Annotated in this window: 13 protein-coding genes and 4 pseudogenes; 5 read left to right on the top strand and 12 right to left on the bottom strand. The window is 33.2% G+C overall.

Going from position 1 to position 24,613, the window contains the following annotated elements:
* Nucleotides 1–182: 182 nt before the first annotated feature.
* From F0362_RS28835 to F0362_RS28850, 5 genes and pseudogenes are all read right to left on the bottom strand, one after another.
* Nucleotides 183–437 (bottom strand): DUF7660 family protein, encoded by a 255-nt coding sequence (locus tag F0362_RS28835; RefSeq protein ID WP_000356072.1) that lies wholly within the window; start codon nucleotides 435–437, stop codon nucleotides 183–185.
* Nucleotides 438–805: 368 nt separating this feature from the next.
* Nucleotides 806–1,285: pseudogene (locus tag F0362_RS28840) on the bottom strand (RHS repeat domain-containing protein); the annotation flags it as partial.
* Nucleotides 1,286–1,443: 158 nt separating this feature from the next.
* Entirely contained in the window at nucleotides 1,444–1,881 is a 438-nt protein-coding gene (locus tag F0362_RS28845) for a hypothetical protein (RefSeq protein ID WP_001061275.1), read from the bottom strand.
* Nucleotides 1,881–2,015, bottom strand: a complete 135-nt coding sequence (locus F0362_RS31130; RefSeq protein ID WP_240522382.1) for a polymorphic toxin type 35 domain-containing protein — start codon at nucleotides 2,013–2,015, stop codon at nucleotides 1,881–1,883. The genes F0362_RS28845 and F0362_RS31130 overlap by 1 nt, the downstream gene beginning before the upstream one ends.
* Before the next feature lie 121 nt (nucleotides 2,016–2,136).
* Nucleotides 2,137–2,457: pseudogene (locus F0362_RS28850) on the bottom strand (RHS repeat-associated core domain-containing protein); the annotation flags it as partial.
* A gap of 40 nt (nucleotides 2,458–2,497) precedes the next feature.
* Between F0362_RS28850 and F0362_RS28855 the strand changes: the two are divergent.
* On the top strand, nucleotides 2,498–3,061 hold the full coding sequence (locus tag F0362_RS28855; protein WP_000127207.1) for a recombinase family protein: 564 nt from the start codon (nucleotides 2,498–2,500) through the stop codon (nucleotides 3,059–3,061).
* Between the two features lie 171 nt (nucleotides 3,062–3,232).
* Here F0362_RS28855 and F0362_RS31505 read toward each other — a convergent pair whose 3' ends face one another.
* On the bottom strand, nucleotides 3,233–3,523 hold the full coding sequence (locus F0362_RS31505) for a hypothetical protein (protein ID WP_000608385.1): 291 nt from the start codon (nucleotides 3,521–3,523) through the stop codon (nucleotides 3,233–3,235).
* Between the two features lie 44 nt (nucleotides 3,524–3,567).
* Nucleotides 3,568–4,797, bottom strand: a complete 1,230-nt coding sequence (locus tag F0362_RS28865; protein WP_000682224.1) for an RHS repeat domain-containing protein — start codon at nucleotides 4,795–4,797, stop codon at nucleotides 3,568–3,570.
* A gap of 5 nt (nucleotides 4,798–4,802) precedes the next feature.
* Between F0362_RS28865 and F0362_RS31135 the strand changes: the two are divergent.
* Nucleotides 4,803–4,895: pseudogene (locus F0362_RS31135) on the top strand (IS6 family transposase); the annotation flags it as partial.
* Between the two features lie 135 nt (nucleotides 4,896–5,030).
* Here F0362_RS31135 and F0362_RS28870 read toward each other — a convergent pair.
* The 4 genes and pseudogenes from F0362_RS28870 to F0362_RS28885 all read right to left on the bottom strand — a co-directional run bounded on the left by F0362_RS28870 (nucleotide 5,031) and on the right by F0362_RS28885 (nucleotide 7,581).
* Complete coding sequence (locus tag F0362_RS28870) at nucleotides 5,031–5,396, bottom strand: YxiJ-like family protein (RefSeq protein WP_224993714.1); 366 nt, start codon at nucleotides 5,394–5,396, stop codon at nucleotides 5,031–5,033.
* 22 nt (nucleotides 5,397–5,418) lie between these two features.
* Nucleotides 5,419–6,210 (bottom strand): annotated as a pseudogene (locus F0362_RS28875) (RHS repeat-associated core domain-containing protein); the annotation flags it as partial.
* Nucleotides 6,211–6,302: 92 nt separating this feature from the next.
* On the bottom strand, nucleotides 6,303–6,995 hold the full coding sequence (locus tag F0362_RS28880) for a hypothetical protein (RefSeq protein WP_000219086.1): 693 nt from the start codon (nucleotides 6,993–6,995) through the stop codon (nucleotides 6,303–6,305).
* Between the two features lie 79 nt (nucleotides 6,996–7,074).
* Nucleotides 7,075–7,581: a putative toxin gene (locus F0362_RS28885; RefSeq protein WP_000348316.1), complete on the bottom strand. Its 507-nt coding sequence runs from the start codon at nucleotides 7,579–7,581 to the stop codon at nucleotides 7,075–7,077.
* Nucleotides 7,582–8,366: 785 nt separating this feature from the next.
* Here F0362_RS28885 and F0362_RS28890 point away from each other — a divergent pair.
* Nucleotides 8,367–10,802 carry a PAS domain S-box protein gene (locus tag F0362_RS28890; RefSeq protein ID WP_000899496.1) on the top strand — a complete coding sequence of 812 codons (2,436 nt, stop codon included), beginning with the start codon at nucleotides 8,367–8,369 and terminating at the stop codon, nucleotides 10,800–10,802.
* Nucleotides 10,803–10,989: 187 nt separating this feature from the next.
* On the opposite strand, the gene F0362_RS28895 is transcribed toward F0362_RS28890, so the two are convergent.
* Nucleotides 10,990–17,568, bottom strand: a complete 6,579-nt coding sequence (locus F0362_RS28895) for a Cna B-type domain-containing protein (protein ID WP_149890185.1) — start codon at nucleotides 17,566–17,568, stop codon at nucleotides 10,990–10,992.
* Between the two features lie 2,127 nt (nucleotides 17,569–19,695).
* On the opposite strand from F0362_RS28895, the gene F0362_RS28900 reads away from it, so the two are divergent.
* A complete protein-coding gene (locus tag F0362_RS28900; protein ID WP_149890186.1) occupies nucleotides 19,696–20,487 on the top strand; it encodes a carbonic anhydrase in 792 nt (263 codons plus the stop codon).
* A gap of 3,311 nt (nucleotides 20,488–23,798) precedes the next feature.
* Nucleotides 23,799–24,488 (top strand): response regulator transcription factor, encoded by a 690-nt coding sequence (locus F0362_RS28910; RefSeq protein WP_000207753.1) that lies wholly within the window; start codon nucleotides 23,799–23,801, stop codon nucleotides 24,486–24,488.
* Nucleotides 24,489–24,613: the final 125 nt, after the last annotated feature.

The raw sequence follows: 24,613 nt of genomic DNA on the forward strand, positions 1-24,613 counted from the left end.
AAGTAATATTACCTAACTTTATGCAAATGATACAAAAACCAATGCACATATGCATATTAAAATAAAAGGGGGTCATATGATGGAGATAAATTCCACTATATGACCCATTTTTACACGTATCTCGGCTGAACCCCATTTAGACTCTTCACTTTTTATTCGAGCTTAGACCTCGATCAATTAATTTATTCATAGTAGGCTGCCGCTAATAACACCTGTGCAATGAAACCCCATGATATATTTTTCGGTATCTCTTCACCTCTGTTTTGATAGACTCCCTCACAATCATTTAACCACGCTTCCATGCCCTCTAGATAATCCTCTATTTTTATATTTTCCCATTCATCTTTATTCTCTTTGAAATCTTTTTGCAAGTAAAATAGAAATTCTAACAGTTTCTCTTTTGAATCCACATTACTAATTAAATCATAGATATCCACATTATTACCCCTTTTATATTTTTTCTACTACCTCTAACCATTATAGATTCCCTTTGATTTTTAGTACTTAGTTTACCTTTCCTTAGTTCTTTTTGTATCTCCTTCGCTGTAGCCCATTGAACCCTAACATTCACACCTGCTTTTTTTGCAGCATACAACCTCCTATTATCAAAGGAATGGATATTACCTTGATGCTTAAATATTTTAATTGGTGGTAAATTTCTTGAACTAACCTGTCCTCTTTTCATTTGATTAGCCAACTTATTTACCGATCCACCACTTTGGAAAGTCCCTTTTACACTATCCTGTGTAAAACGAATATTCTTAGCATTCTTCATCTGTACAACTTTTCCAATTTGTCGAACAGCTTTAATACGTGGCCCACCTACAAATCCTTTTAGCCCTGCTTTCCCAACGCTTTTACAAATTTTACTAGATTTATAAGCTCCATACGCATCATAAGCGGCAAAACCAGCGTTAATAACTAACCAAGGTACATGACCATCTGGATCCGTCGTCATAACTGGGTTATTATCCGTATACGTGTATACGTTCATCGTAATCGGATCATCTTCATCACCCGGATCTGGATCTACCGATAAGAACACACCATGCTCTGGTTGGTAATATCTCGCAATCAAATAATACATGCCAATCTCTTTATCATACATGTATCCTGCATATCCAAACGGATTCTCTGCTGCGATATCTTTTGCGTCGCTCTTTAATACGTTACCCCATGCATCATATTCATAGTTTGCTACGACTTGTCCATTTTGGTCTGTCATTGCAATGACATCACCACGTGGGTTGTAGTATAACGCTTCTTCTTATGATTTTATAATCAACAAAAATTAATTGTATACAAAAAGAGAGAAGAGTCTACATCACATCAGCTCTTCCCTCTTTCAATTACTTCTCTGTTTATTATTCTACTTTCATTTATTCTACATCATATAGCAAACATTCATTTTCCAATTCAAATAACGAACTTACTATCCATTTGTCATAAATTTTCTTCTATATAATTTTTAGCTACCTCATTGTTTGGGTCATCTTTTAATATATCTTTTGCCCAATTCATAGCTGATTTTTCTTCAAAAACATCATCTGGAACACTAGCAAAAAACAATAAAAACTCCCTATATTGCATATTATTAGGCTCCAATTCGATACACTTCTTTGCATGATAAAAAGCAGCTAGGTATGCCCCCTCTAAATGACATAGTGGATGACATAAAATATCTGATGCTAGTGAATGTAATCTAGCATCATTTCGACTCTCTAAATAACTAGTCAAGAAAGTGTATACAATAATATTGGGTTCATTAAAAGACCATTCTATTAATAAATCCTCTAATTCCTCAATACTTATTTTATTTGCATGTGCTATAGCATTTCCAATGTCTCCTCGATAAATTGCATCTTTTAACAAATTATTCATTATTTTACCCACCCATTTGATATATATATCTTCCCGTTCTTTTTAGCATACGTAACCGTTACTTGTTGTCCTTTCACCTTCATAGTTCTTTGATAACTTGATTTTTTATATGGTGTTTCCTTCCCTTTCCTCATTACCTTCCCCATAACTTTAGAAACAGATTTAAAATCACCCGGTTTTTTTTGTAACTTTATTCCAATTGTGCTTTGGAGCTAAAATATGCTGTACTTTATTAGTTTGCTTCCCTATATTTTTTAATTTTTTGTTCACAGCCCCAGAGTGTTTATAATTATTATAAACTGTCTTCGCCTTATTACCTACCCACTTTGCTGCCTGTTTACCATATTTCGCACCATAGCGGATTGCATATTTCGCACCATACCTAGCTGCTACCATTCCACCTGCAATTGCAACCGGTACTAACCATGCCCATTTACCATCTGGATCCGTCATCATCACTGGATTATTATCTGCATATGTGTACCCATTCTGTGTCACAGGATCATCCTCATCACCTGGATCAGGATCCACTGATAAGAATACACCATGCTCTGGATTAAAGTAACGAGCAATCATTAGAGTAAGTAGTAAGGATCAATCTATTGAAAGACAACTTGTGACTGCATCAGAAATAAATATTCCTGAAGAATACATCTTTATAGAGAGAGCGAGTGGAAAAGATTTTAAGCGTCCTGAATATCAACTTATGAAGCGTATGTTGAGAAATGGAGATATTTTATATATTCAATCACTAGATCGTTTGGGAAGAAATAAACAAATGATTTTAGACGAATGGCAAGAATTAATTGAGGAAAAAGAAATTGATATCGTTGTGTTAGATATGCCCCTTCTTAACACCATGAAATATAAAGATTTAAATGGAATTGAAACCCTTATTTCAGATTTAATTTTGCATTTATTAAGTTATATGGCTGAAGATGAAAGAAAAAGGATTCGTGAACGACAAAAAGAGGGAATTACAATTGCACTTCAAAAAGGTGTTAAATTTGGCCGCAAAAAAGTTGAAATTGATGATAATTTTATAGAAACTTATCAAGAATGGAAAAATCATAAAATTACTGCAGTAGAAGCAATGCAAAGAGTAGGAATGAAGAGTAATACATTTTATAGAAGAGTCAAAGAATACGAATATAGCTTAGAAAAAAGCAAGCTTCCTTAAAAGGCAAGCTTGCTTTTTTCTAATTCCCCCTTTTCAAAGGGATGGGATAAGCACCATAGTTGAATTCTAGTTAGTGACAAATCTCTAATCTAGTTGGATGTTACAAAACTTAGCAACATAATTTTTATAACCTTACAATAGTATAGTGTTCCACTTCTAGTTCTACGTTATTTAATTACGGGATAACTCATAATCAAATATAAAACAATAAATTATCGTAAAGATTACTAAACTAACATACTGTACTGTGAGAGGAATATCTGTTAGTACTGATGTTAAAATATTTGTAAAAGTAACAATAATAAGTAAAGCGAGTGCGGATACCATAAGTACTGCTGATAAAAAGAGTCTTTGCTTTATACACTTAAGAATCAAACCTAACCCTGCTAATATTAAAATTATCCGTATTGGATATTTTAATATTAGTGGAAACAAATTGTCTATAACATAAATATTTATCATTTATATTTACCCTATCACTTTCTTCACTTAGATTTTTTATTATTTTAACGATAACTTTTATACGCTTTTTTATATCCCTTATATGCCGCCGATCCAAAAGTATAAGCATCTTCTATTAACCCAACGCCCCAAAACACTTTAAATCCTACTTTAAGTCCAGCCTTTCTAGCAGCTTTATTTACGTAGGCTTTATTATAAGCTGGCCTGTTCTGTTTTTTATATTGAAATTTCCCTTTAGAATATCCAATAGAGAACCCCACTGATAAGGATAAGGCCTTCCCAATACTAGCATAACTTTGATAAACAGCCTTAGCACCTGCTTTAGCACCGGCCTTCGTTGCATACCAAATACGTTTTCCTTTCTTTTTCCATGCTTTATGCCCATCCGGATCAATCTTCATTACAGGATTATTATCTGCATACGTATATCCATTTTGTGTAACAGGATCATCTTCATCACCCGGATCTGGATCTACTGATAAGAATACACCATGCTCTGGATTATAGTAACGAGCAATCAAGTAATACATGCCAATCTCTTTATCATACATGTATCCCGCATATCCGAATGGATTGTCTGCTGCAATACCCTTTGCGTCACTCTTTAATACATTACCCCATGCATCATATTCATAGTTTGCAACAATTTGTCCATTTTGGTCTGTCATCGCTACCACGTCACCACGTGGGTTGTAGTGGTAGAATAACGTTTGTCCTTGTGCTTTCATCGCGAGACGTACACCGTCTATTGAGTATACATATTGACGAAGGACATTTCCCTCTCCATTTGTTTCATATAAAGGATTAATGCTGTCACCATCGTAGAAGTAACGTGTGATTTGCCCATTTACTTCTTTTTCAATACGGCGACCATCATCGTCATATTTATATTTCGCAAATGGTGCCGTTTCACCTTGTTTCGTAATGGTCGTTAATTGATCTGCTTCATTCCATGTATAGCTATACTTGCCATCTGCTGTACGGTTACCATTTGCATCGTATTTCAACTTTTCATTTCCGTACGTTTCTAGTTGGTTCCCAGCGTTAAAGGCTAGACTCACATTTTTTACTATTTTTCCTGCTACTGTTTCTTTAACCGTTTTACGGTTACCAAAACCATCGTAATCATATTCGTATTTTACAATTTCTTTTTTTCCGCTTCCAAGGTCTCGTGCAATCTCAGTACGGTTCCCTGTTTTATCATATTTGTAACGTTCGAGTAAGATTGTTTCTCTAGATATATGTAGAGTTTCAAAATTTTTGTTATGCTTCACGTACGCTATAAGGCATCGAGATTACTCACGATATATATAAACAAAGGCGAAGTCTTCAAAGAGACTCCGCCTTTTCAACGTACAATGAACTTCAATAATTACTAGCTACTTTCTAAACAGTATTCCTCATTTACCAACCCGTTTTTGCTTTTTTCAAATTTGCAACAAACCCCTAACTTACCCATTAAAAATCTAATTATTACTAATATATATCGACTTACTATAACTCTAGACTAATATGTTTCAACTGCTCTAATTAATAAATTCCGAGTATATTCATAAACATTTAATTGCTGATGCAATTCTTGATACTTTGATTTTTCTCTAAATAAGAACATATATTGGGGATACATTTGATAAAAATTTTTATACAATAATCTCCTTTGATGAATAGGAATTTTTTTTTGAGATAAAACATAACTTAAACTTCCTTCAATTATCGAACAATAATTGTAATAATCTTCAGCAAAGCAATCTATATTATAATCTAATTGGATGCGCTCAATATCATCTGAAGGATATGGAATTTCTAATTGTATTTTAGCATTCTTTATCTCTTGCAATAATTCTAAATTAATTTTTGCCATTGTAATATTCACAATCCATTCACTTATTAAATTCTTAGCGCTTTTTCTTTTTCCATCCATTATTCCAGTAAGTAATTATCTTACCGTTTTTAGTATAATAACCACCTTTTTTCCCATTCTTAATTTTATAACCTTTTTTTCCATTTGATAAAACTACTTCTTGTCTCAAATGTTTGTTTGATCGATAAAAAGATCTAGCCATATCTGTATATCTTTTTTGGCCATAAGATTTTTCTTTCCAAGTTACATGCTTTTTATGATGATATGCTAGAGATTTTGATCTGCTTTTAAATGTTCCCTTACTCCAATGGCGTGTCGTAGTATACCAATTCTTAGCAGCTTTATAAGCTATCTTTCCACCTTTGAAAGCTGCTCCACCGACTAAACCAACGCCAACAGCTATTGCTGCTGCTTTCCAGCCATTCTTTTTATAAGCATTATAACCATCATATGCTGCGAATCCTGCATTGAATACCATCCATGCCAAGTGACCATCTGAATCCACATTCATCACTGGATTATTATCCGCATACGTATAACCATTCTGCGTCACAGGATCATCTTCATCACCCGGATCTGGATTATAGTATCGCGCAATTAAGTAATACATGCCAATTTCTTTATCATACAGGTATCCCGCATATCCAAATGGATTCTCTGCTGCAATACCTTTCGCGTCATTCTTTAAGACATTACCCCATGCATCATATTCATAATTTGCGACTACTTGTCCGTTTGCATCTGTCATCGCCACTACGTCACCACGTAGACTGTAGTGATAGAATAACGTTTGGCCTTGTGATTTCGTCGCTAGACGAACACCATCTTTTCATGATCAACCTTTTTCAAGGGATAAAAACATTCAAATAAAAAAGGGAATCCTTGTATAGATTCCCTTTCTACAAAATAATAATTACTTTATAATTTTGGATATTCTCTTGATTGACCGTTAAACAAATCTAAACCAAAATTATTTTTGATTTGTTTTTCTATTTGTAAAAAGTCATCTTGAGGACTCTCTCCTATAAAAGTTAATATTCCTTTATCCATCTCCAATTTTTCAAACCAATGAAAAGAATTTAATTTTTCTTTCCCAATATAACCAGCAAAAACATCACCAAAGTAATTGCACCAAAATATCCCAGGTATTCTTTCTTTTAAAGTACCGGTTACATGTTGACGATCTATAGCATTTTCTTCACTTATATATCCGTATAAGGCATTAAATAATAATGTTATTTCTTTGAATATTACTATTATAGCATCTTTATATTTATTAAACGTTTTTTCCTGAAAACTAATATCTAAATAATTTATACTAGCTTCCTTAGGATTATTCCACCAATTTACCATAAAAGAAAACCCTTGCCCTTTACCAAGAAGCCCCCCCGCAGTACCAATCAATGCATCTAATTCTTCATCATAACAACCAGGTTCAGCCAAATTCCACATTTCCACTGCTTTTTCTATAGTAAATTCTTTATTTATGGGCTCATAAAGTGCAATTTTTTTGACAGTAAGTCCTTTATTTTGTAGCGTATTAAAAAAATAATTTGCATATATCTTGGAACCAATATTCTCTTTAGTATAAACACTCATTGTTACAGTCAAAATAAAGCTCCTTTCTATAATAATTTAATTTTGATTCATTGTTTACATTATTAAACAATATTTTTCAACTTTCAAAAAATTATTTATGAGTATAGTATCGATTTTTCCCATATCTAACTTTTATTTTACCACCTGATTTCTTTATCGCTGCTTGAAGTGGCTTAGAAACTCTAGAATGTTTCGAAACAACTAAATCAATCCTTTTCCCAGTTTTTACATACCTTCTAAACTGTTTGCTCATTGATACCCTTCGAACATCTTTTATTTCTGTAATTCTTCCTTTAGATAAACTATCAGGTATAGTACCATTTATACGTTTAGAGTTCTTTTTTAATCCCAGTTCTCTTAGAGCTTTTTTCTCAAAAGCTCTTCCTCTAGCATATCTATAAGTATATTTTGCGCGTTTCTTAGCTGCATAACGTGCGCCATGTATAGCTACTGGAATTAAAAATTGAGCAAAGTGACCATCCGGATCTGTCATCATCGCCGGATTATTATCCGCATACGTATAGCCATTCTGCGTCACAGGATCATCTTCATCACCTGGATCTGGATCCACTGATTTCGCAAATGTTACAAAATCCATTCAGTACATTTTAATAAGAAATTTTTCATATATTAACGTAAAAGATTTATTTAGCAGTTAATTTGATGTCGAATTTATCAGAATTTTGTATTTTTTTGTTGTTTTATCTTGTTATTGATGTTAAACTTATACTTACAAAGAAAGAGATTAAATAGGAAACTTCGCTTTATAAATTTTCTGATTTTTCAGTCTTTACCTATTTTACTCCACTCCGTTAGATTGGCATGTTTGTGTATTCCTTCCCTACTCTTTCTTTGTTGTACCCTTCATAAGAAAACAATTTGTTCCTATCCAAGTTGTTTTCTTTTTTTTATACTTAGTTTATTATTTTTATTAATACAGAAAATATTTCGGACTAATCACCACTTAACATTCTAGTTCAATGTTTGAAGTGGGAGATTGTTAGGTACTGAAAACTTATTGGTTTCTAGTTCATTAGGCTATTCCCGTAGTTCCTACGGCCAGGAGACGACTGTCCCCCATCTTTTAAGCAATTACTATTTCTTATCGCCTATTTAAATAGATACAAAACTTATACACATTATTTACTAACATGGGTTGTAGATGCCCTGATTATATATCCTTATTAGCATTCATTTCCTATCTAAAATTAATGTTTCTTACATTTAATATTTTAGTGAAGGATCTATTGTTGGAAAAAGATAAAAAAGAACTGAATTTTTATCAATACTCATTTCCCTTTTCCAAATAACAAGTCTAATCACCGCATAATTCATAGAATTTCCTTTCTATTTTTCAATATATTTACTAAGGGGGAATATGGCATGCTTTTTACAGGGTTCATCATTAATCTATCTATTTTTGCATTCTTAGTTAGTACATCTATTTTTATTCAAGTATTTATAAGTAAAGTAGATTCTAAATCATTTCGTTTATTTTGTGGTATTTACGCAGGTATCATAGCTGCCATTTTAATGATTTTTAATTTTAAGCACATGGGATTGTTTTACGACCTGCGAGTCGTTCCACTAATTATTTCTTTTATTTATTTTGGTCGTACAGCTGGTTGGATTACATTAATGTTTATTTTATTTATGCGTATTTTCTACCTTGGTGGTGATTGGGGACCAGCTTTAATAGCATCTTTAGGAATAGCTATTATATATACTATATTCAAAACATATCTAAAAAATATCCATCCTTTTAAAAGCGTTTTTCTTTATCTAGCTGCTTATCTAGTTATAATTCATGTTGTATTTGGATTCTTTTTTCCTTCTATACCACTTATACTTCTTAACATCCAAGGTACATTTTTTATATCATGCGGACTCTTAATTGGTATTTTTCTTATGGAGTCGTATCAAAAGTTATATGTTTTAACACAAAATTTAGCCAAAGCGAATGAAACATTACTAGAATCAAAGCGAGAATTAAAGGATACTGTACACCAATTGCAAGGAGGTATTTTTAAATTCGAAAAAGTAGGGGGGAATTTTGTCCATACTCTATGTGATGGACAATTATTTTATCAAAACGGGTTTCACTCTCAGCAAGTCGTAGGTAAATGTTTATCTAATATAGATGCTTCAATTATTCCATTTCATTTAATTCCTCGACTATTAAAATATTATCAACAGGCATGGGATGGTGAAGAAGTAACTTTTGAACTACCATGGCCAAATGATGAGGCTACGATACTTTTCTCTCTTAGACCTGTTAAAAGAGGGGGAACAGTGGTTGAGGTAGTTGGTTCTACTGTTGATATAACGAAAAGAATAAATGCGGAAAATGAACTGAAGGTTACCAAAGAGCGACTAGAATCATTTATTAACCATAATGTAGATGCTATCACTATATTTGATTTAGATGGGCATATGTTACAAGCGAATAAAGCTTATGAGAGAATATTTGGTTGGTCAGAAAAAGAATCTGTAGGAAAAAAATTACCTTGCGTGCCTGAATTTTTAATAGATCAAACTTTAGAATATATAAACCACATTAAAAATACCAATATGAATGACCCAATTCTTACCCGTTTTGAAACTGTTAGACAAAGAAAAGATAAAACTTTAATTGATGTAAGCCTGACAATTTCGCCTATTTTAGATTTTAGAGGTAATGTAATTGCTTTATCAGGAATTTGTAGAGACATTTCTGAAAGGAAACAAGCAGAAAGAAAACTGCATCAATTACACCAGCAATTAAGTGACAGTGAAATGAAATACCGTGCACTCATCGAACAAGCAACTGATGCAGTATATGTAGTGGAACTGAATGATAATGAATTACCAACTCGCTTTATCGAAGTAAATCCTGTTGCGTGTAAAAGATTTGGATATAGTAGAGAAGAACTTCTTTCGATGTCTTTCCCTAGTAACGTTCTACCAGATTCTCCAATGGTCCAAAGAATCATAGAAAAAATTAGAGAAGGGCAAACATCTTTTACATTACAAGATGAATTTGTTTTTCCTAGAGGAAAAACCCTGACAATTGAATTTTCTATTCGTGTGTTTAACTTGAATGGCAAAAAAGTTTTCTTAAGCATCTCTCGAGACATCACTGAACGGCTAAAAACAGAGGAATTATTACGAAAATCGGAGAAACTTGCTGTAGTAGGTCAATTATCCACTGCAATTGCTCATGAAATTAAAAATCCTTTAACAGCAATGAAAGGATTCATGCAGTTATTACAATCACTGGGAAATAAGGATACCGAGCATTACATAGATATAGTGTTATCAGAGATTGAACGTATAGATAGTATTACTAGCGAATTTATGACATTAGCAAAACCTGAGGCATTAGAAATTAAAACTAATGACCTGAATGTATTAATGAAGCAAGTTGTAATGTTACTTGAACCTCAAGCGACAATGAATTGCATACAAATTAAAACTCAGTTTACATCTGATACTTCATTCATACTTTGTGAATGTAATCAATTAAAGCAAGTTTTTATAAATATCTTAAAAAATGCAATTGAGGCAACTTCAATGGGAGGGGAAATATTGATTCAAATCGAATATGCACCTGATCAAAATCAAGTAAACATTCGATTTACTGATTATGGGTGTGGAATTGAACAGGAACGTATACCTTACCTAGGAGAACCATTCTATAGTCTCAAAGAAAATGGTATCGGTTTAGGATTAATGATCTGTTATAAAATTATTGAGAAGCACCAAGGAAAGATATTTATTGAAAGTGAAGTAGGTAAAGGAACAACAGTCAATATAGATCTACCTATATCTACTCTCTGAGGGTGGATTAAATGAAAGTAAACACAAAAAACACAATTAATTATACAAACTTAAGAAATCTAAAATTAAGACCCACACATTTTGATTAAACTTTTTTCAAAATGTGTGGGTCTCCTCTATTTATAAAATCTATATTTACAGCAACACTTTGATCAAGCTATAATTCAAACCAACATAACCAGTCTTTTTATCTCATTCGTTGACGAACTAATACGAATCCACCTAAAGCCAATAACAACATTCCAGCAATATATGAAATCATATCCATTGATGTTCCACCTGTTTTAGGAAGCCATACTGATGTCGTAGAATTTTCTTGAGTAGGTGGATTTTTTGAATCTGTACTTGGATCTTTTGGATCCGTACTTGGATCTTTTGGATCTGTACTTGGATCTTTTGGATCTGTACTTGGATCTTTTGGATTCGTACTTGGATCTTTTGGATCTGTACTTGGATCTTTTGGATTCGTACTTGGATCTTTTGGATCCGTACTTGGATCTTTTATATTCGTGATGTCATAACCATGTACTTCTGATTTATATCCATTCACTGGTTGTTCTTTCACTTCATACTTATATGCATTTCCTTCGGCATCATATGCCGCTAAGTCTGTAAATGCATATTTCCATTCATCTGCTGCGCTCACTTCTTTTGTCGCGATCACTTTGCCATTTTGTAGTAGATCTACCTTGATCATTGTCGGACGGTCTTTCGCATTGTCATCCTTCCATGTCTTCGTTCCTTCTACTTTTGTTTCGCCTACTTTTGTATTTGTAATGTCATAACCTTTTACCTCTGATTTATATCCATCCACTGGTTGTTCTTTCACTTCATACTTGTATGCATTTCCTTCGGCATCATATGCCGCTAAATCTGTAAACGCATATTTCCATTCATCTGCTGCGCTCACTTCTTTTGTTGCGATCACTTTTCCATTTTGTAGTAGATCAATCTTGATCATTTCCGGACGGTTTTTTACATTTCCATCCTTCCATGTCTTCGTTCCTTCTACTTTTGTTTCGCCTACTTTTGTATTCGTAATGTCATAACCTTTTACCTCTGATTTATATCCATCTACTGGCTGTTCTTTTACTTCATACTTGTATGCATTTCCTTCGGCATCATATGCAGCTAAATCTGTAAACACGTACTTCCATTCACTTGCTTTACTTACCTCTTGTGTTGCAATTACTTTGCCATTTTGTAGTAAGTCTACTTTGATTATTTCCGGACGATCTTTCGCATTTCCGTCTTTCCATGTCTTCGTTCCTTCTACCTTTGTTTGGCCTACTTTTGTATTTGTGATGTCAGTACCACTTACTTTTGATTCATATCCTGGTACTGCTTGCTCTTTCACTTCATACTTGTATGCTTTACCTTCTGCATCGTATGCTTTGAGGTTTTCAAATGTGTACTTCCATTCTGTTGCCGCTGTTACTTCTTTTGTATCTACTACTTTACCGTTTTGTAGTAAGTCTACTTTGATCATTTCCGGACGATCTTTCGCATTTCCGTCTTTCCATGTCTTCGTTCCTTCTACTTTTGTTTGACCTATTTTTGTATTTGTGATGTCAGTACCACTTACTTTTGATTCATATCCTGGTACTGCTTGCTCTTTCACTTCATACTTGTATGCTTTACCTTCTGTATCATACGCTGCTAAATCTTTGAATTCGTATTTCCAGCCTGTTACTTTGCTTACTTCTTGCGTCGAAATCACTGTACCATTTTGTAAAAGGTCTACTGTAATCATTTCCGGACGATCTTTCGCGTTATCGTCTTTCCATGTTTTCGTTCCTTCTACTTTTGTTTCGCCTACTTTTGTATTTGTGATGTCATAACCGTGTACGTCAGATTGGTATCCCGCTACTGGCTGTTCCTTCACTTCATACTTGTATGCTACTCCATTTGCGTCATATGCTTCTACATCCGCAAATGCATATTTCCAGTTTGTTGCCGCTGTTGCTTCTTTTGTATCTACTACTTTACCGTTTTGTAGTAAGTCTACTTTAATCGAGCTTGGACGATCTGTTGCGTTGTTATCGTTCCACGTTTTTGTTCCTTCTACTGTTAAGTTCGCTACTTTTGTATTCGTAATGTCATAACCATGAACCTCTGATTTATATCCATCCACCGGTTGTTCTTTTACTTCATACTTATATGCATTTCCTTCGGCATCATATGCCGCTAAATCTGTAAACGCATATTTCCATTCGCCCGCTGCGCTCACTTCTTTTGTATCAATCACTTTGCCATTTTGTAGTAAGTCCACTTTGATCATTTCTGGACGATTTGTTGCGTTTCCGTCCTTCCACGTCTTCGTTCCTTCTACTTTTGTTTGTGCCACTTTTGTATTTGTAATGTCATAACCTTTTACTTCGGATTTATATCCATCTACTGGTTGTTCTTTTACTTCATACTTGTACGCATTTCCTTCGGCATCATATGCCGCTAAATCTGTAAACGCATATTTCCATTCGCCCGCTGCGCTCACTTCTTTTGTATCAATCACTTTGCCATTTTGTAGTAAGTCCACTTTGATCATTTCTGGACGATTTGTTGCGTTTCCGTCCTTCCACGTCTTCGTTCCTTCTACTGTTGTTTGCGCTACTTTTGTATTCGTAATGTCATAACCATGAACCTCTGATTTATATCCATCTACTGGTTGTTCTTTTACTTCATACTTGTACGCATTTCCTTCGGCATCATATGCCGCTAAGTCTGTAAACGCATATTTCCATTCGCCCGCTGCGCTCACTTCTTTTGTATCAATTACTTTGCCATTTTGTAGTAGGTCTACTTTGATTGTTGTCGGACGGTTTGTCGCATTTCCATCTTTCCACGTCTTCGTTCCTTCTACTGTTGTTTGCGCTACTTTTGTATTTGTAATGTCATAACCATGAACCTCTGATTTATATCCATCTACTGGTTGTTCTTTTACTTCATACTTATATGCATTTCCTTCGGCATCATATGCCGCTAAATCTGTAAACGCATATTTCCATTCGCCCGCTGCGCTCACTTCTTTTGTGTCAATTACTTTACCATTTTGTAGTAAGTCTACCATGATTGTTGTCGGACGGTTTGTCGCATTTCCATCTTTCCACGTCTTCGTTCCTTCTACTGTTGTTTGCGCTACTTTTGTATTTGTAATGTCATAACCATGAACCTCTGATTTATATCCATCTACTGGTTGTTCTTTTACTTCATACTTATATGCATTTCCTTCGGCATCATATGCCGCTAAATCTGTAAACGCATATTTCCATTCGCCCGCTGCGCTCACTTCTTTTGTGTCAATTACTTTACCATTTTGTAGTAAGTCTACCTTGATTGTTGTTGGACGATTTGTTGCGTTTCCGTCCTTCCACGTCTTCGTTCCTTCTACTTTTGTTTGTGCCATTTTTGTATTTGTAATGTCATAACCTTTTACTTCGGATTTATATCCATCTACCGGTTGTTCTTTTACTTCATACTTATATGCATTTCCTTCGGCATCATATGCCGCTAAGTCTGTAAACGCATATTTCCATTCGCCCGCTGCGCTCACTTCTTTTGTGTCAATTACTTTACCATTTTGTAGTAAGTCTACCTTGATTGTTGTTGGACGATTTGTTGCGTTTCCGTCCTTCCACGTCTTCGTTCCTTCTACTTTTGTTTGTGCCACTTTTGTATTTGTAATGTCATAACCTTTTACTTCGGATTTATATCCATCTACCGGTTGTTCTTTTACTTCATACTTGTACACATTTCCTTCGGCATCATATGCCGCTAAGTCTGTAAACGCATATTTCCATTCGCTCGCTGCGCTTACTTCTTTTGTATCAATTACTTTACCATTCTGTAGTAAGTCCACTTTGATCATTTCTGGACGATTTGTTGCGTTTCCGTCTTTCCATGTCTTTGTTCCTTCTACCGTTGTTTGTGCCACTTTTGTATTCGTAATATCATAACCGCTTATCTCTGATTTGTATCCCGCTACTAGGTGTTCTTTCACTTCATATTGATAAGCTACTCCATTCGCATCGTATGCTTCTAAATCTGCAAATATATATTTCCAACCTATTGCTGCTAGTACGTCTTGTGTTTTGATCACATTTCCATTTTGTAGTAAGTCTACTTTGATCATTGTCGGACGATCTATTGCATTTCCATCTTTCCACGCTTTTGTTCCTGCTACTGTCATTTTCGCTACTTTTGTATTTGTAATGTTGTAGCCATTTACTTCTGATTTGTATCCCGCTACCGGTTTTTCTTTTACTGTATACGTATAAGCAACACCATTTGCATCATATTGCGCTAGGTCTACAAAAGTATAATTCCAACCGTTCGCTGCTGTTACTTCTTTTGTTTGGATTATGTTTCCATTTTGCAATAAGTCTATTTGGATTGAGCTTGGACGATTTGTTGCATTTCCATCATTCCATGTTTTCGTTCCTAAAACAGATGTTTTTGCATCTTTTGTATTGGTAATGTCATAACCGTTTACTTCTGTTTTATATCCATCCACCGGTTGTTCTTTTACTTCATACTTGTACGCATTTCCTTCGGCATCATATGCTGCTAAGTCTTTGAATCCATATTTCCAGCCTGTTGCTTCACTTACTTCTTGCGTCGCAACTACTTGACCATTTTGTAGTAAGTCTACCTTGATTGTTGTCGGACGATTTGTTGCGTTTCCGTCCTTCCACGTTTTTGTTCCTTCTACCGTTGTTTGGCCTACTTTTGTATTTGTAATGTCATAACCGTTTATTTCTGATTTGTATCCCGCTACTGGTCGTTCTTTTACTGTATACGTATAGGCACTACCATTCACATCATATGATTCTACATTTGTAAATGAATATTTCCAATCATTTGCCGCTGCTACTTCTTGTGTTTGGATTACATTTCCGTTTTGTAGTAAATCTACTTGGATTGAGCTTGGACGATCTGTTGCATTTCCGTCTTTCCACTTCTTCGTTCCTTCTACTGTCATTTTCGCTACTTTTGTATTTGTGATGTTGTAGCCATTTACTTCTGATTTGTATCCCACTACCGGTTGCTCTTTTACTGTATACGTATAAGCAACACCGTTCATATCGTATTGTGCTAAGTCTGCAAATGTATAATTCCAACTATTTGCTGCTGTTACTTCTTTTGTTTGGATTACGTTCCCATTTTGCAATAAGTCTACTTGGATTGAGCTTGGACGATCTGTTGCATTTCCGTCTTTCCATGTTTTCGTTCCTGAAACAGATGTCTTTGCATCTTTTGTATTTGTAATGTTGTAGCCATTCACTTCTGATTTGTATCCCGCTACTGGTTGCTCTTTTATTGTATACGTATAAGCATTACCATCATTATCATATGCAGGTAAATCTGCAAACGTATAGTTCCAGCTATTCACTGCTGTTACTTCTTGTGTTTTGATTGAATTTCCATTTTGCAGTAACTCTACTTGAATTGAGCTTGGACGATCTGTTGCATTGTTGTCATTCCATGTTTTCGTTCCTGAAACAGATGTCGTTTTTACTTTATTCGGAATAGTAAGCTTTACACCTTTATCAGCATTGGCATCAATGGTAAAAGGTACTTTTACTTGAGGATCAAAATCCAAATAGTTTGGACCTGCAATCTCCTGTACATAGTAATTACCTGGGTCTAAATTAGGAACCTCGACCATACCTTGTTGATCGGTTGTATACGTACTACCAATTTGCTGACCTGACTCCGTATACAAGTTAAATGAAACATTTGGTATAAATTTTGTCTCATTACCGGCAATGTGCTTCACAATTCTTAACGTTCCCTTAGGAGGTAAATCGCCTTGCGCACCGCCGCCCTGATCTATATTTTTAACACTGACACTATCTGATTTAGATACTTTCTCTTCACCTGTAACCTTGTAGTCTACGTTATAATTATTATAAAATGCTTCTAATTTCTTTCCACTATCAGTTATATTTGCTTTATATTCAAAAACAAAAGTAAGACCATTGGCTTTATCTTTATTGATAACAGCTTTAAATCCATTATCACCAATAAATGTAACCGTGCCATAACCTTGCGCTTGGAATTCTTGTGGTGTCATTGGAGCTGCAAATCCTCCAATACGGAGACTATCTTGATTTAGCGTTTGCCCTTCTTGTAAAGTATCAACCAAAACAATATCACTATCTAAATTTTGTTTTGAAGTATTTGCATTTAAAACCCATTGTACTTCATTAGTGTTTTCTGGTTGAATGCTACCCGTTTTGTATGAAAATGGTGAAGATCCGCCACCTCCACCACCAGTCGGGCCGATAATCGTTACCGTTTTCTTTTCTAATTGTGTACCTAAATTCGTTTCAGTTGTTACCGTTTGTCCTTGTGCAACATCAATTGCTTTAACTTGGAAATAAAAATTCCCTCTAATATTTTTAAGTTTCTCAACCGTATCACTAAATGTACATACAACATTAGTTGTCTTTATTTGACAAGTACCAAAATTAACACCTGCATCATTATTTAATGGAATAGTTCCACTATATCCTTTCAATTCTGAAGGTAATGTTAATGTTAATGTATCTCCAGCTTTCATTTGATTCCCAGATTTATCACTAAACTGTACTGCCATTCTTGTCGTTTCTCCGGAGTTAAGCGTCGTTTTATCGATTGTAAAACTATCAACAAATCCTGTTGTATTTAACTCCTGTGCATTTGCTATTATCGATGTGAAACTCTGACCTATAGTAAATATAAAAAGCATTAGAATCGAAAAAATCGAAGTTACTTTCTTGATCATGTCATTCTCCTATCAGTTATAATTAGATGGCTCTAATATGAATATGCAATGACAATGACTTTATAGGCTGATGGTATTCCATTTCTTTTAATCGTTATACACATAAAGCTTGAAAACAAATTTCTATAAATAATTCTCTTGTACTCTACTAAACTTCATTTTTTAAATGTAACATTACTTTCACTAAGTTTAATATTTACAAGTTAAACAATTTTCGATATAATTGTAACTGGCGAAGTTACGTTTTTCATCATTCCTATAAAATCCCGAGATTTTATATCATATCTACCGTCTTATTTTGAGCATACATTTCTGATTAATAATGCTTTTATTTCAACGCTATTAGTTTATTGATATTACCTTTTATTGTCTTTATATTCACAATATTAATATATTCAGTTTTTTAATCGCGTTTTTAAATGATTTATAACATTATTCACCAGAATCTTTTTCCCCCTCCTATAGGCATTCTTTCATGCTCCCATCCGTAATATAGGGCTTTTTAAATGCCAAAGATAGTTTTTGTAGTTTTTGTAATTGATTTTGTAATTAAAGAAACCAAACGTACATTAATATCCCTCTTGAGATAAGATCCTTATTTTATACTCCCTCCTATATACACCAAAATATTGTCCTTAAATTATTGTTCTACACCACTACCTAATTCTTGATTCATTTAGTAAAAATATAAATCACAAATAATTTTGTTTATTCAAATGTCACTTAAAAATCATTTCTCAGATTTTTAATTAGATAGTCTTATAATTTTCAAAAAGATCATCAAAAACGTTTATCAATTTCGGTCTACTTATGCATTTAGAATCTTAATTAAAATCTGCATGAATGATAAACTCCATGGCTAAATCTCGTTATACCGAATCTTCAATGAAATTCTCAGTTTGTTGACTAGATTCATAATTATTTGTAGCTGTTTATTTACTTGTATGAACTCACATTTTTCGTTGCTAGATTGAAAAAAACGTCTCAATTCTCTCTACAAATATTTGTAATAAGTATGTTATTCATTAAGATGTCATACAAACAACAGAATACTTATCCTCTACTTTTACCGAATAATTACATTCCATTCACCCCGCTATCTATACATAATGTTCAATATCATATATAAAATAAAACAAAGAAAGAGTAGTAAACATGAGTATTATTCATTTAATAATTAGACTGAATCTTCAGTCTTTTCTGTTCGGATGGAGATATTTTCGGCTACTCTTTCTTTGTATTATGAGTTTAGCACTAAATATAAAGTATCACAAGACAAAAAATCACAAAATTCTCACAAATTCGACATTTTTTCACAAACTAATATTACCACTAACTAGTAGAGGTCACCCTATCTCTCCATCAACTTAAAAATTTTATGACGCACTTAAAACAAAATTGTACATTTTCATCTTGAGAATTCAATCTTTTTATATTTGGGTTGTTTTTTAGCTTGATGTTGATGGAAGGTAGATCCAATTAAACTGATTTCTCTATTTCGTAGATTTAGGAAAATAACTTATTGTTGAAAACTCTTCAACATAACCAGAAATACATAGTATCACATCAAAGAATATAAATCTATATTGATTTTTTTTTAATAATTTATATATAATTATAATAAATATAAAATGAAAGTCAATATCAATTAGGAATGAGGATGATGAATATAAGAATGATAAAACATCCATGCTTCGGAATGAATACAGGAATGCCAACTAAATATGACCAGGTTAAGTAATTTGAATCATAATTAGATTACATAATCGATTTTGGGTATGGGTATGGGTAAGAAGTTATTCTATTTAGTACTACATGAAGACAAATAGAACGATAGAAATGTAATATGTTCTTACTTCCATTTCTCATAGTATTTAAAAATTATCGCCTGCAACCTGACTTTGTATAAAGATTTTCTAACTTGGGTAAGAAGCATAGTTATTCCTTTTCGCGTAAATTAACTGTATAGTTTCCGTATTCCATTTTTCTATTTAATAACTTAAATTGCATAACAATCGAGGAATGCTTCTCTAAATTCTTAATATTTTTGGCGAATTTGTAACAGAACCTTTAGTTACAAGCAATATTCTTTAAATACAATGTTTTATCAACTAAGGAGGAAACAGTATGAAAGGCTTAAAGTTTGTTTATAAAACTCCCCTTATATTAACAATGAGTGTAGTATTGATGGGATGTAACACAGCAAAACAAGAGGCTCCGCAAAAACAATCTACGAAGGAAAATACGCAGTGGTCATATAAAGGGACTACTGGTCCAGAGCACTGGGGAAAATTGAAACCAGAATACAATATGTGTTTAAATGGGCAAGAACAATCTCCGATAGATATCAAAACAGAACAAATAAAATCAACAGTTGATAATAATCTTTTGCAAATAAACTATCAACCAATATCATTTTCTATTAAAAATAATGGGCATAGTATTGAGGGAAAAGCAAATAGTTCTGATGATTATCTCACGCTAGGAGAAAATCGTTACACATTAAAACAATTCCATTTTCATACACCAAGTGAGCACCAATTTGAAGGAAAACATGCAGATATGGAATTACATCTAGTCCATCAAAATGATCAAGGTCAGTTAGCAGTAGTTGGTATTATGATCAAAGAAGGACAAAAAAACGAAGGTTTTGCAGCTATGTGGCAAAATCTCCCGCACAGAAAAAATATAAAGGCCGATGTGCAACATACCATTGATATAAAACAGATTCTTCCTTCTGATCATTCATCCTTCCGTTACATGGGGTCTTTGACCACACCTCCTTGTACTGAAAATGTCCAATGGATTGTGATGAAACAGACAATAGAGATGTCCAAAAAACAAATTAAAGTGTTCCATAAATTATTCCCAACGAATAACCGACCAGTTCAACCAATTAATGGACGAGCAGTATTATAAAAATCAGTAGTGCGAACCAATACCTTGATCTATATTACCGATTTATGTATGTTTATTATACGAGAATCATAGCGAAGTTTTGAAACCCAGACAATTTAAATAATGATTCTCTTGCTCAATGAAATTATTAATTTTTTTGCACCAGTATAGAAAAAAGTTGTTGTCCTTTAGGACAGCAACTTTTTGTTCCTTAAAAAAGAAAAAGATAACATACTAGATATATTATATATATAAATCATTAGTAAAAATCTCTTTTTAAAATAAAACCCTATAATTATTATATAATAATTATAGGATAAATAAACAATGAACCTTATAATTCATAGTACATGTCTTGCTTAAACAAATACCTTAAAATAATAAAATAAATTATATTTTTACAAAAAGAAAACAACCTGTATAAAACAGATTGTTTTCATTTAAGGGTAAAACAAAGAAAGAATGGCAAAAAGACACAAACTTATAAAGCACAAAAAGTAGATCGATTAGATAGAACTAAGAATTCTGATATCATACTAGTTAGGGTTTCTGTTTACTCTTTCTTTGTTATTATGAATATAGCATCAAAAAGACATATATCAACAAAAGGTAACATAATTGTTACTTTTTCGGCATTTAATCATAACCCCTTACAAACCATATCCTAATAATGAAAAAAGTGACGTACTTCTTTCATTACTTTCAGTATAGACAGTGATATTATTTTTTGTACCAGTACGACAAAAACTGCTGTCCTAATGGGACAACAGCCTTTTCATTATACTGCATTTTCCTTTTGTAAGGTATTATTTTTTTAACCGTAATTGAAGTAAACTACAAGTCTAATTATAAAACATATTGCAAAGCCACTCCATGTTTTTGCTGGACGTTATAACGCAAAAAAAAACAACCTGTATAAAAACAGATTGTTTTCTTATGTAGGGTGAACAAAGAAAGAGTGGAAAAAAATGCACAAACTTCTTCGACACAAGAAGTACATAGGTAGAGAAAACTAAAAATTCTGAAATATCACTTGATAAGGGTTTTTTGTTTACTCTTTCTTTGTTGTTATGAATATAACATTCAAATCGACAAATATCAACAAAAAGTAACAAAGTTGTTACCTTTTCAGCATTTAATCATAATTCTCCCATTCGGAACATATTTTGTATTTGATATGAAATGCATACATGCTTATTTTCAGCAATTGCAATATAAACTTTATCATTTTCTTCCAGAAGACTCCCCCTCAAAAATATGAAGGTGTGAAACAACACTTTTAGGTGGGAGCTGAATGTAAGTTCGCATAGGCCAACATGTTTGCTGGCATTTACTTGTACAGATTGCTCTTCGAAAACTGAAGATATGAGGTTGGTTGCAGAAAGACGTTGCAACCGTAAAATCTTCAACGTTCTATCGCCCCACGCTTGCCGAAGTTGCGAAAACCAAGCTAAAGTAGGGAGTGTGGTGCGTCAACGTACAAAATACTTATGTTCTCACCGTAGGGACTACGGGTAGAGCCTGCTAAGATAACCGGTGGATACATCGGTTTTCGCAGGAATCTCCCACTTTAAACAATCCGTTAGGACGTTAAGTGGTGAGTAGTTCAATTAAAGGTAACAAATGATTACAAATAAGGTTTCATCATTTACTTATCGAAAAATAAATGTTTTAATTTTGGATGTAAGGTCCTTACATTCTATAAGATACAAAAGAAGTAAATTTCAGTTTTTTTGTATCTATAATTTAAGCTTAGTAAATATTTAATAAGTATGTATGTGTTGTAGATTATTCGATAAGTGAAAAAGCAAAAAGTATCATCTGTGGTATTACCTCAAACCAAACAAGTAACACCTCTTCAATATACAATTAGATTTTATTGTGTTTTGAAATTCATGGGGTACAGTGAAGCAAAAAAATATTTAGAAACACTATGGAAGAACCTTTATTTAAGTTCCTATTATGGAATTATTGGAGTTCTTTATTAAAACTTGTCATGCTTAACGTTTAAATAATTCTGGAGCGCAAAATTTCACCAAAAAAAGTCAATAAAAAGAGTGACACCTTGTCAATCAGCATGAATTTCTGCAAAAGTCTAAGGTATGAGATGCAATTTAAAGTTAAAACAGATATGACAATTTATACTCACTATCTTTGGCTCATATAGTGGGTATAAATTGGTTGGTTTTAGTGTTAAAGGTGTATTGAAAATTGAAGTAAGTTAGGGATTTTAAAATAAGTTTGGGACAAATATCTCTTGAAGCGAAGAATAAGCAGTATCTCAAAAATGTAATCTCGCTAATGACTCTGATTCCAAATATTCGTAGCAGTGTTATATCAAGTAAATACACCCTAGAACCTACTCTGATGGCTACAAAATCTGTAAACAAACAGCGAATTTAAATTTATATAATTCAGGAAAGTTGAAGCAAAGAATACAGCTACTACAATATCCTTTGCTTTTACAGGCTCACTTAAACGGGTAATATAAATTTAATTCATTCAGATATGTAAAAAAAGTCAAAATGTAAGGCCCCTAATCCTTTAAAGTGTTTATATAAAAATGACGTAGAATATGTTCTACGTCATTTTTATATATATGAGAGGTATCCACCTCTTCAGAATAATGGTGTCGCTTTTAAATAAAGTCACGATGCTTTGAAAAAAGATGCGATGTTTATAATAAGGCCACGAAGGTTTGAAGACATGTCTTATGAGTTGTAAAACATGATCCTTTCAGATTATAAAACCTAAGTCTTTTGTGAGTTCTTCCAAAATAGAATGAGTTAAATGTCTTCGCAGATCTTCAGCAAATACTGGTAATCCCTCTTAAATCAAAAGATTCATAAAAAACGTTATTCTTTCTAATAATCTTGTTTAGAAAGAATAACGTTTTTTTATTAGGTTCTTAGGTTGATAGACATATATGGTACCCGCTAGAAGGTAATACATATAGAAAACAACAGTAGCAAAATAATAATAGAGTATTGGTTCAGGGTGTTCAGGATGCAATTGATTAAATAAAGTTTTTGTGTAATTCCACAAAAGTGAGATGTATTTTTCTCCCTTCTTAACAATGAAAAAACGTTTTGAACACTCTATACTCTAATTACATTGAACTACTCAACGTTTTTTTATACTGATACAGATAAAACGTGGCTTGAAGTTTATACCTTTGATCATAAGGAATGGCCAAAGATCAAAAATTATGAAGCGGCAGTTAAAACAAGAGAGCATGTATATGAAATTCCACAAAAACTCCAACTACCAGAATCCTAAATCTTTTATCAAATCCATGGCTGATTATCAACGAAAATAAAGGAGCAGAGAGTATGACAACAATTTTAGTATTAGATGATGAGATAACAATTCGTAGTTTTATTACTTTAAAGATGAAGCATGCTGGTTTCAATGTTCTAGAAACCGATACAGGTGAAAAAGCTCTTGATCTTCTAGAAAATCATAATGTTGATATTATAATACTTGATGTTATGTTACCAGGAATAGATGGTTTTCAGGTATGCAAACAAATACGAAAAAACAACGAGAAGATTGGTATTATCATGTTAACGTCACGTGTGCAAGGTAAAGATCAGGTTCACGGTTTGACAATTGGGGCAGATGATTATATTAAAAAGCCATTTAGTATAAATGAATTAGTAGCACGTGTACAATCATTGCTAAGAAGAGTAAAAGAAACTAAAAAGGATATGGCATCAATTCACTCAGAACCATTTAAATTAAATATTCTGCAAGAAAAATTATATAAGGATGGGATAAAAATTGACTTAACTCCAACAGAGTATATTATTTTACGATATTTAATGGAAAATTCCATAAAACCAATTCCACGTGATGAACTCTTAAATAAAATATGGGGTATAAATTGTTTAAGTGACACAAAAGTAGTAGATGTGAATATCAGTCGTCTTCGTCAGAAGATCGAACCTAGTCCTTCTAATCCTCAATTTCTCCTTACTGTATGGGGAAAGGGATATAGGTGGAATGGAAGAAAACAATGAGGAGAAAATGTATCACCTGGTTACTACTACTAGTGATAAACAAAAACAGTTAGAAGCATTATCAGGAATCGTTTTATTAGTAAGTAGGAGATTAGCTAACCTTTTTATTCTTGATAAAACTTCCA

Source organism: Bacillus sp. BS98, assembly GCF_008432245.1.
In the GTDB taxonomy this organism is placed as follows: domain Bacteria; phylum Bacillota; class Bacilli; order Bacillales; family Bacillaceae_G; genus Bacillus_A; species Bacillus_A toyonensis.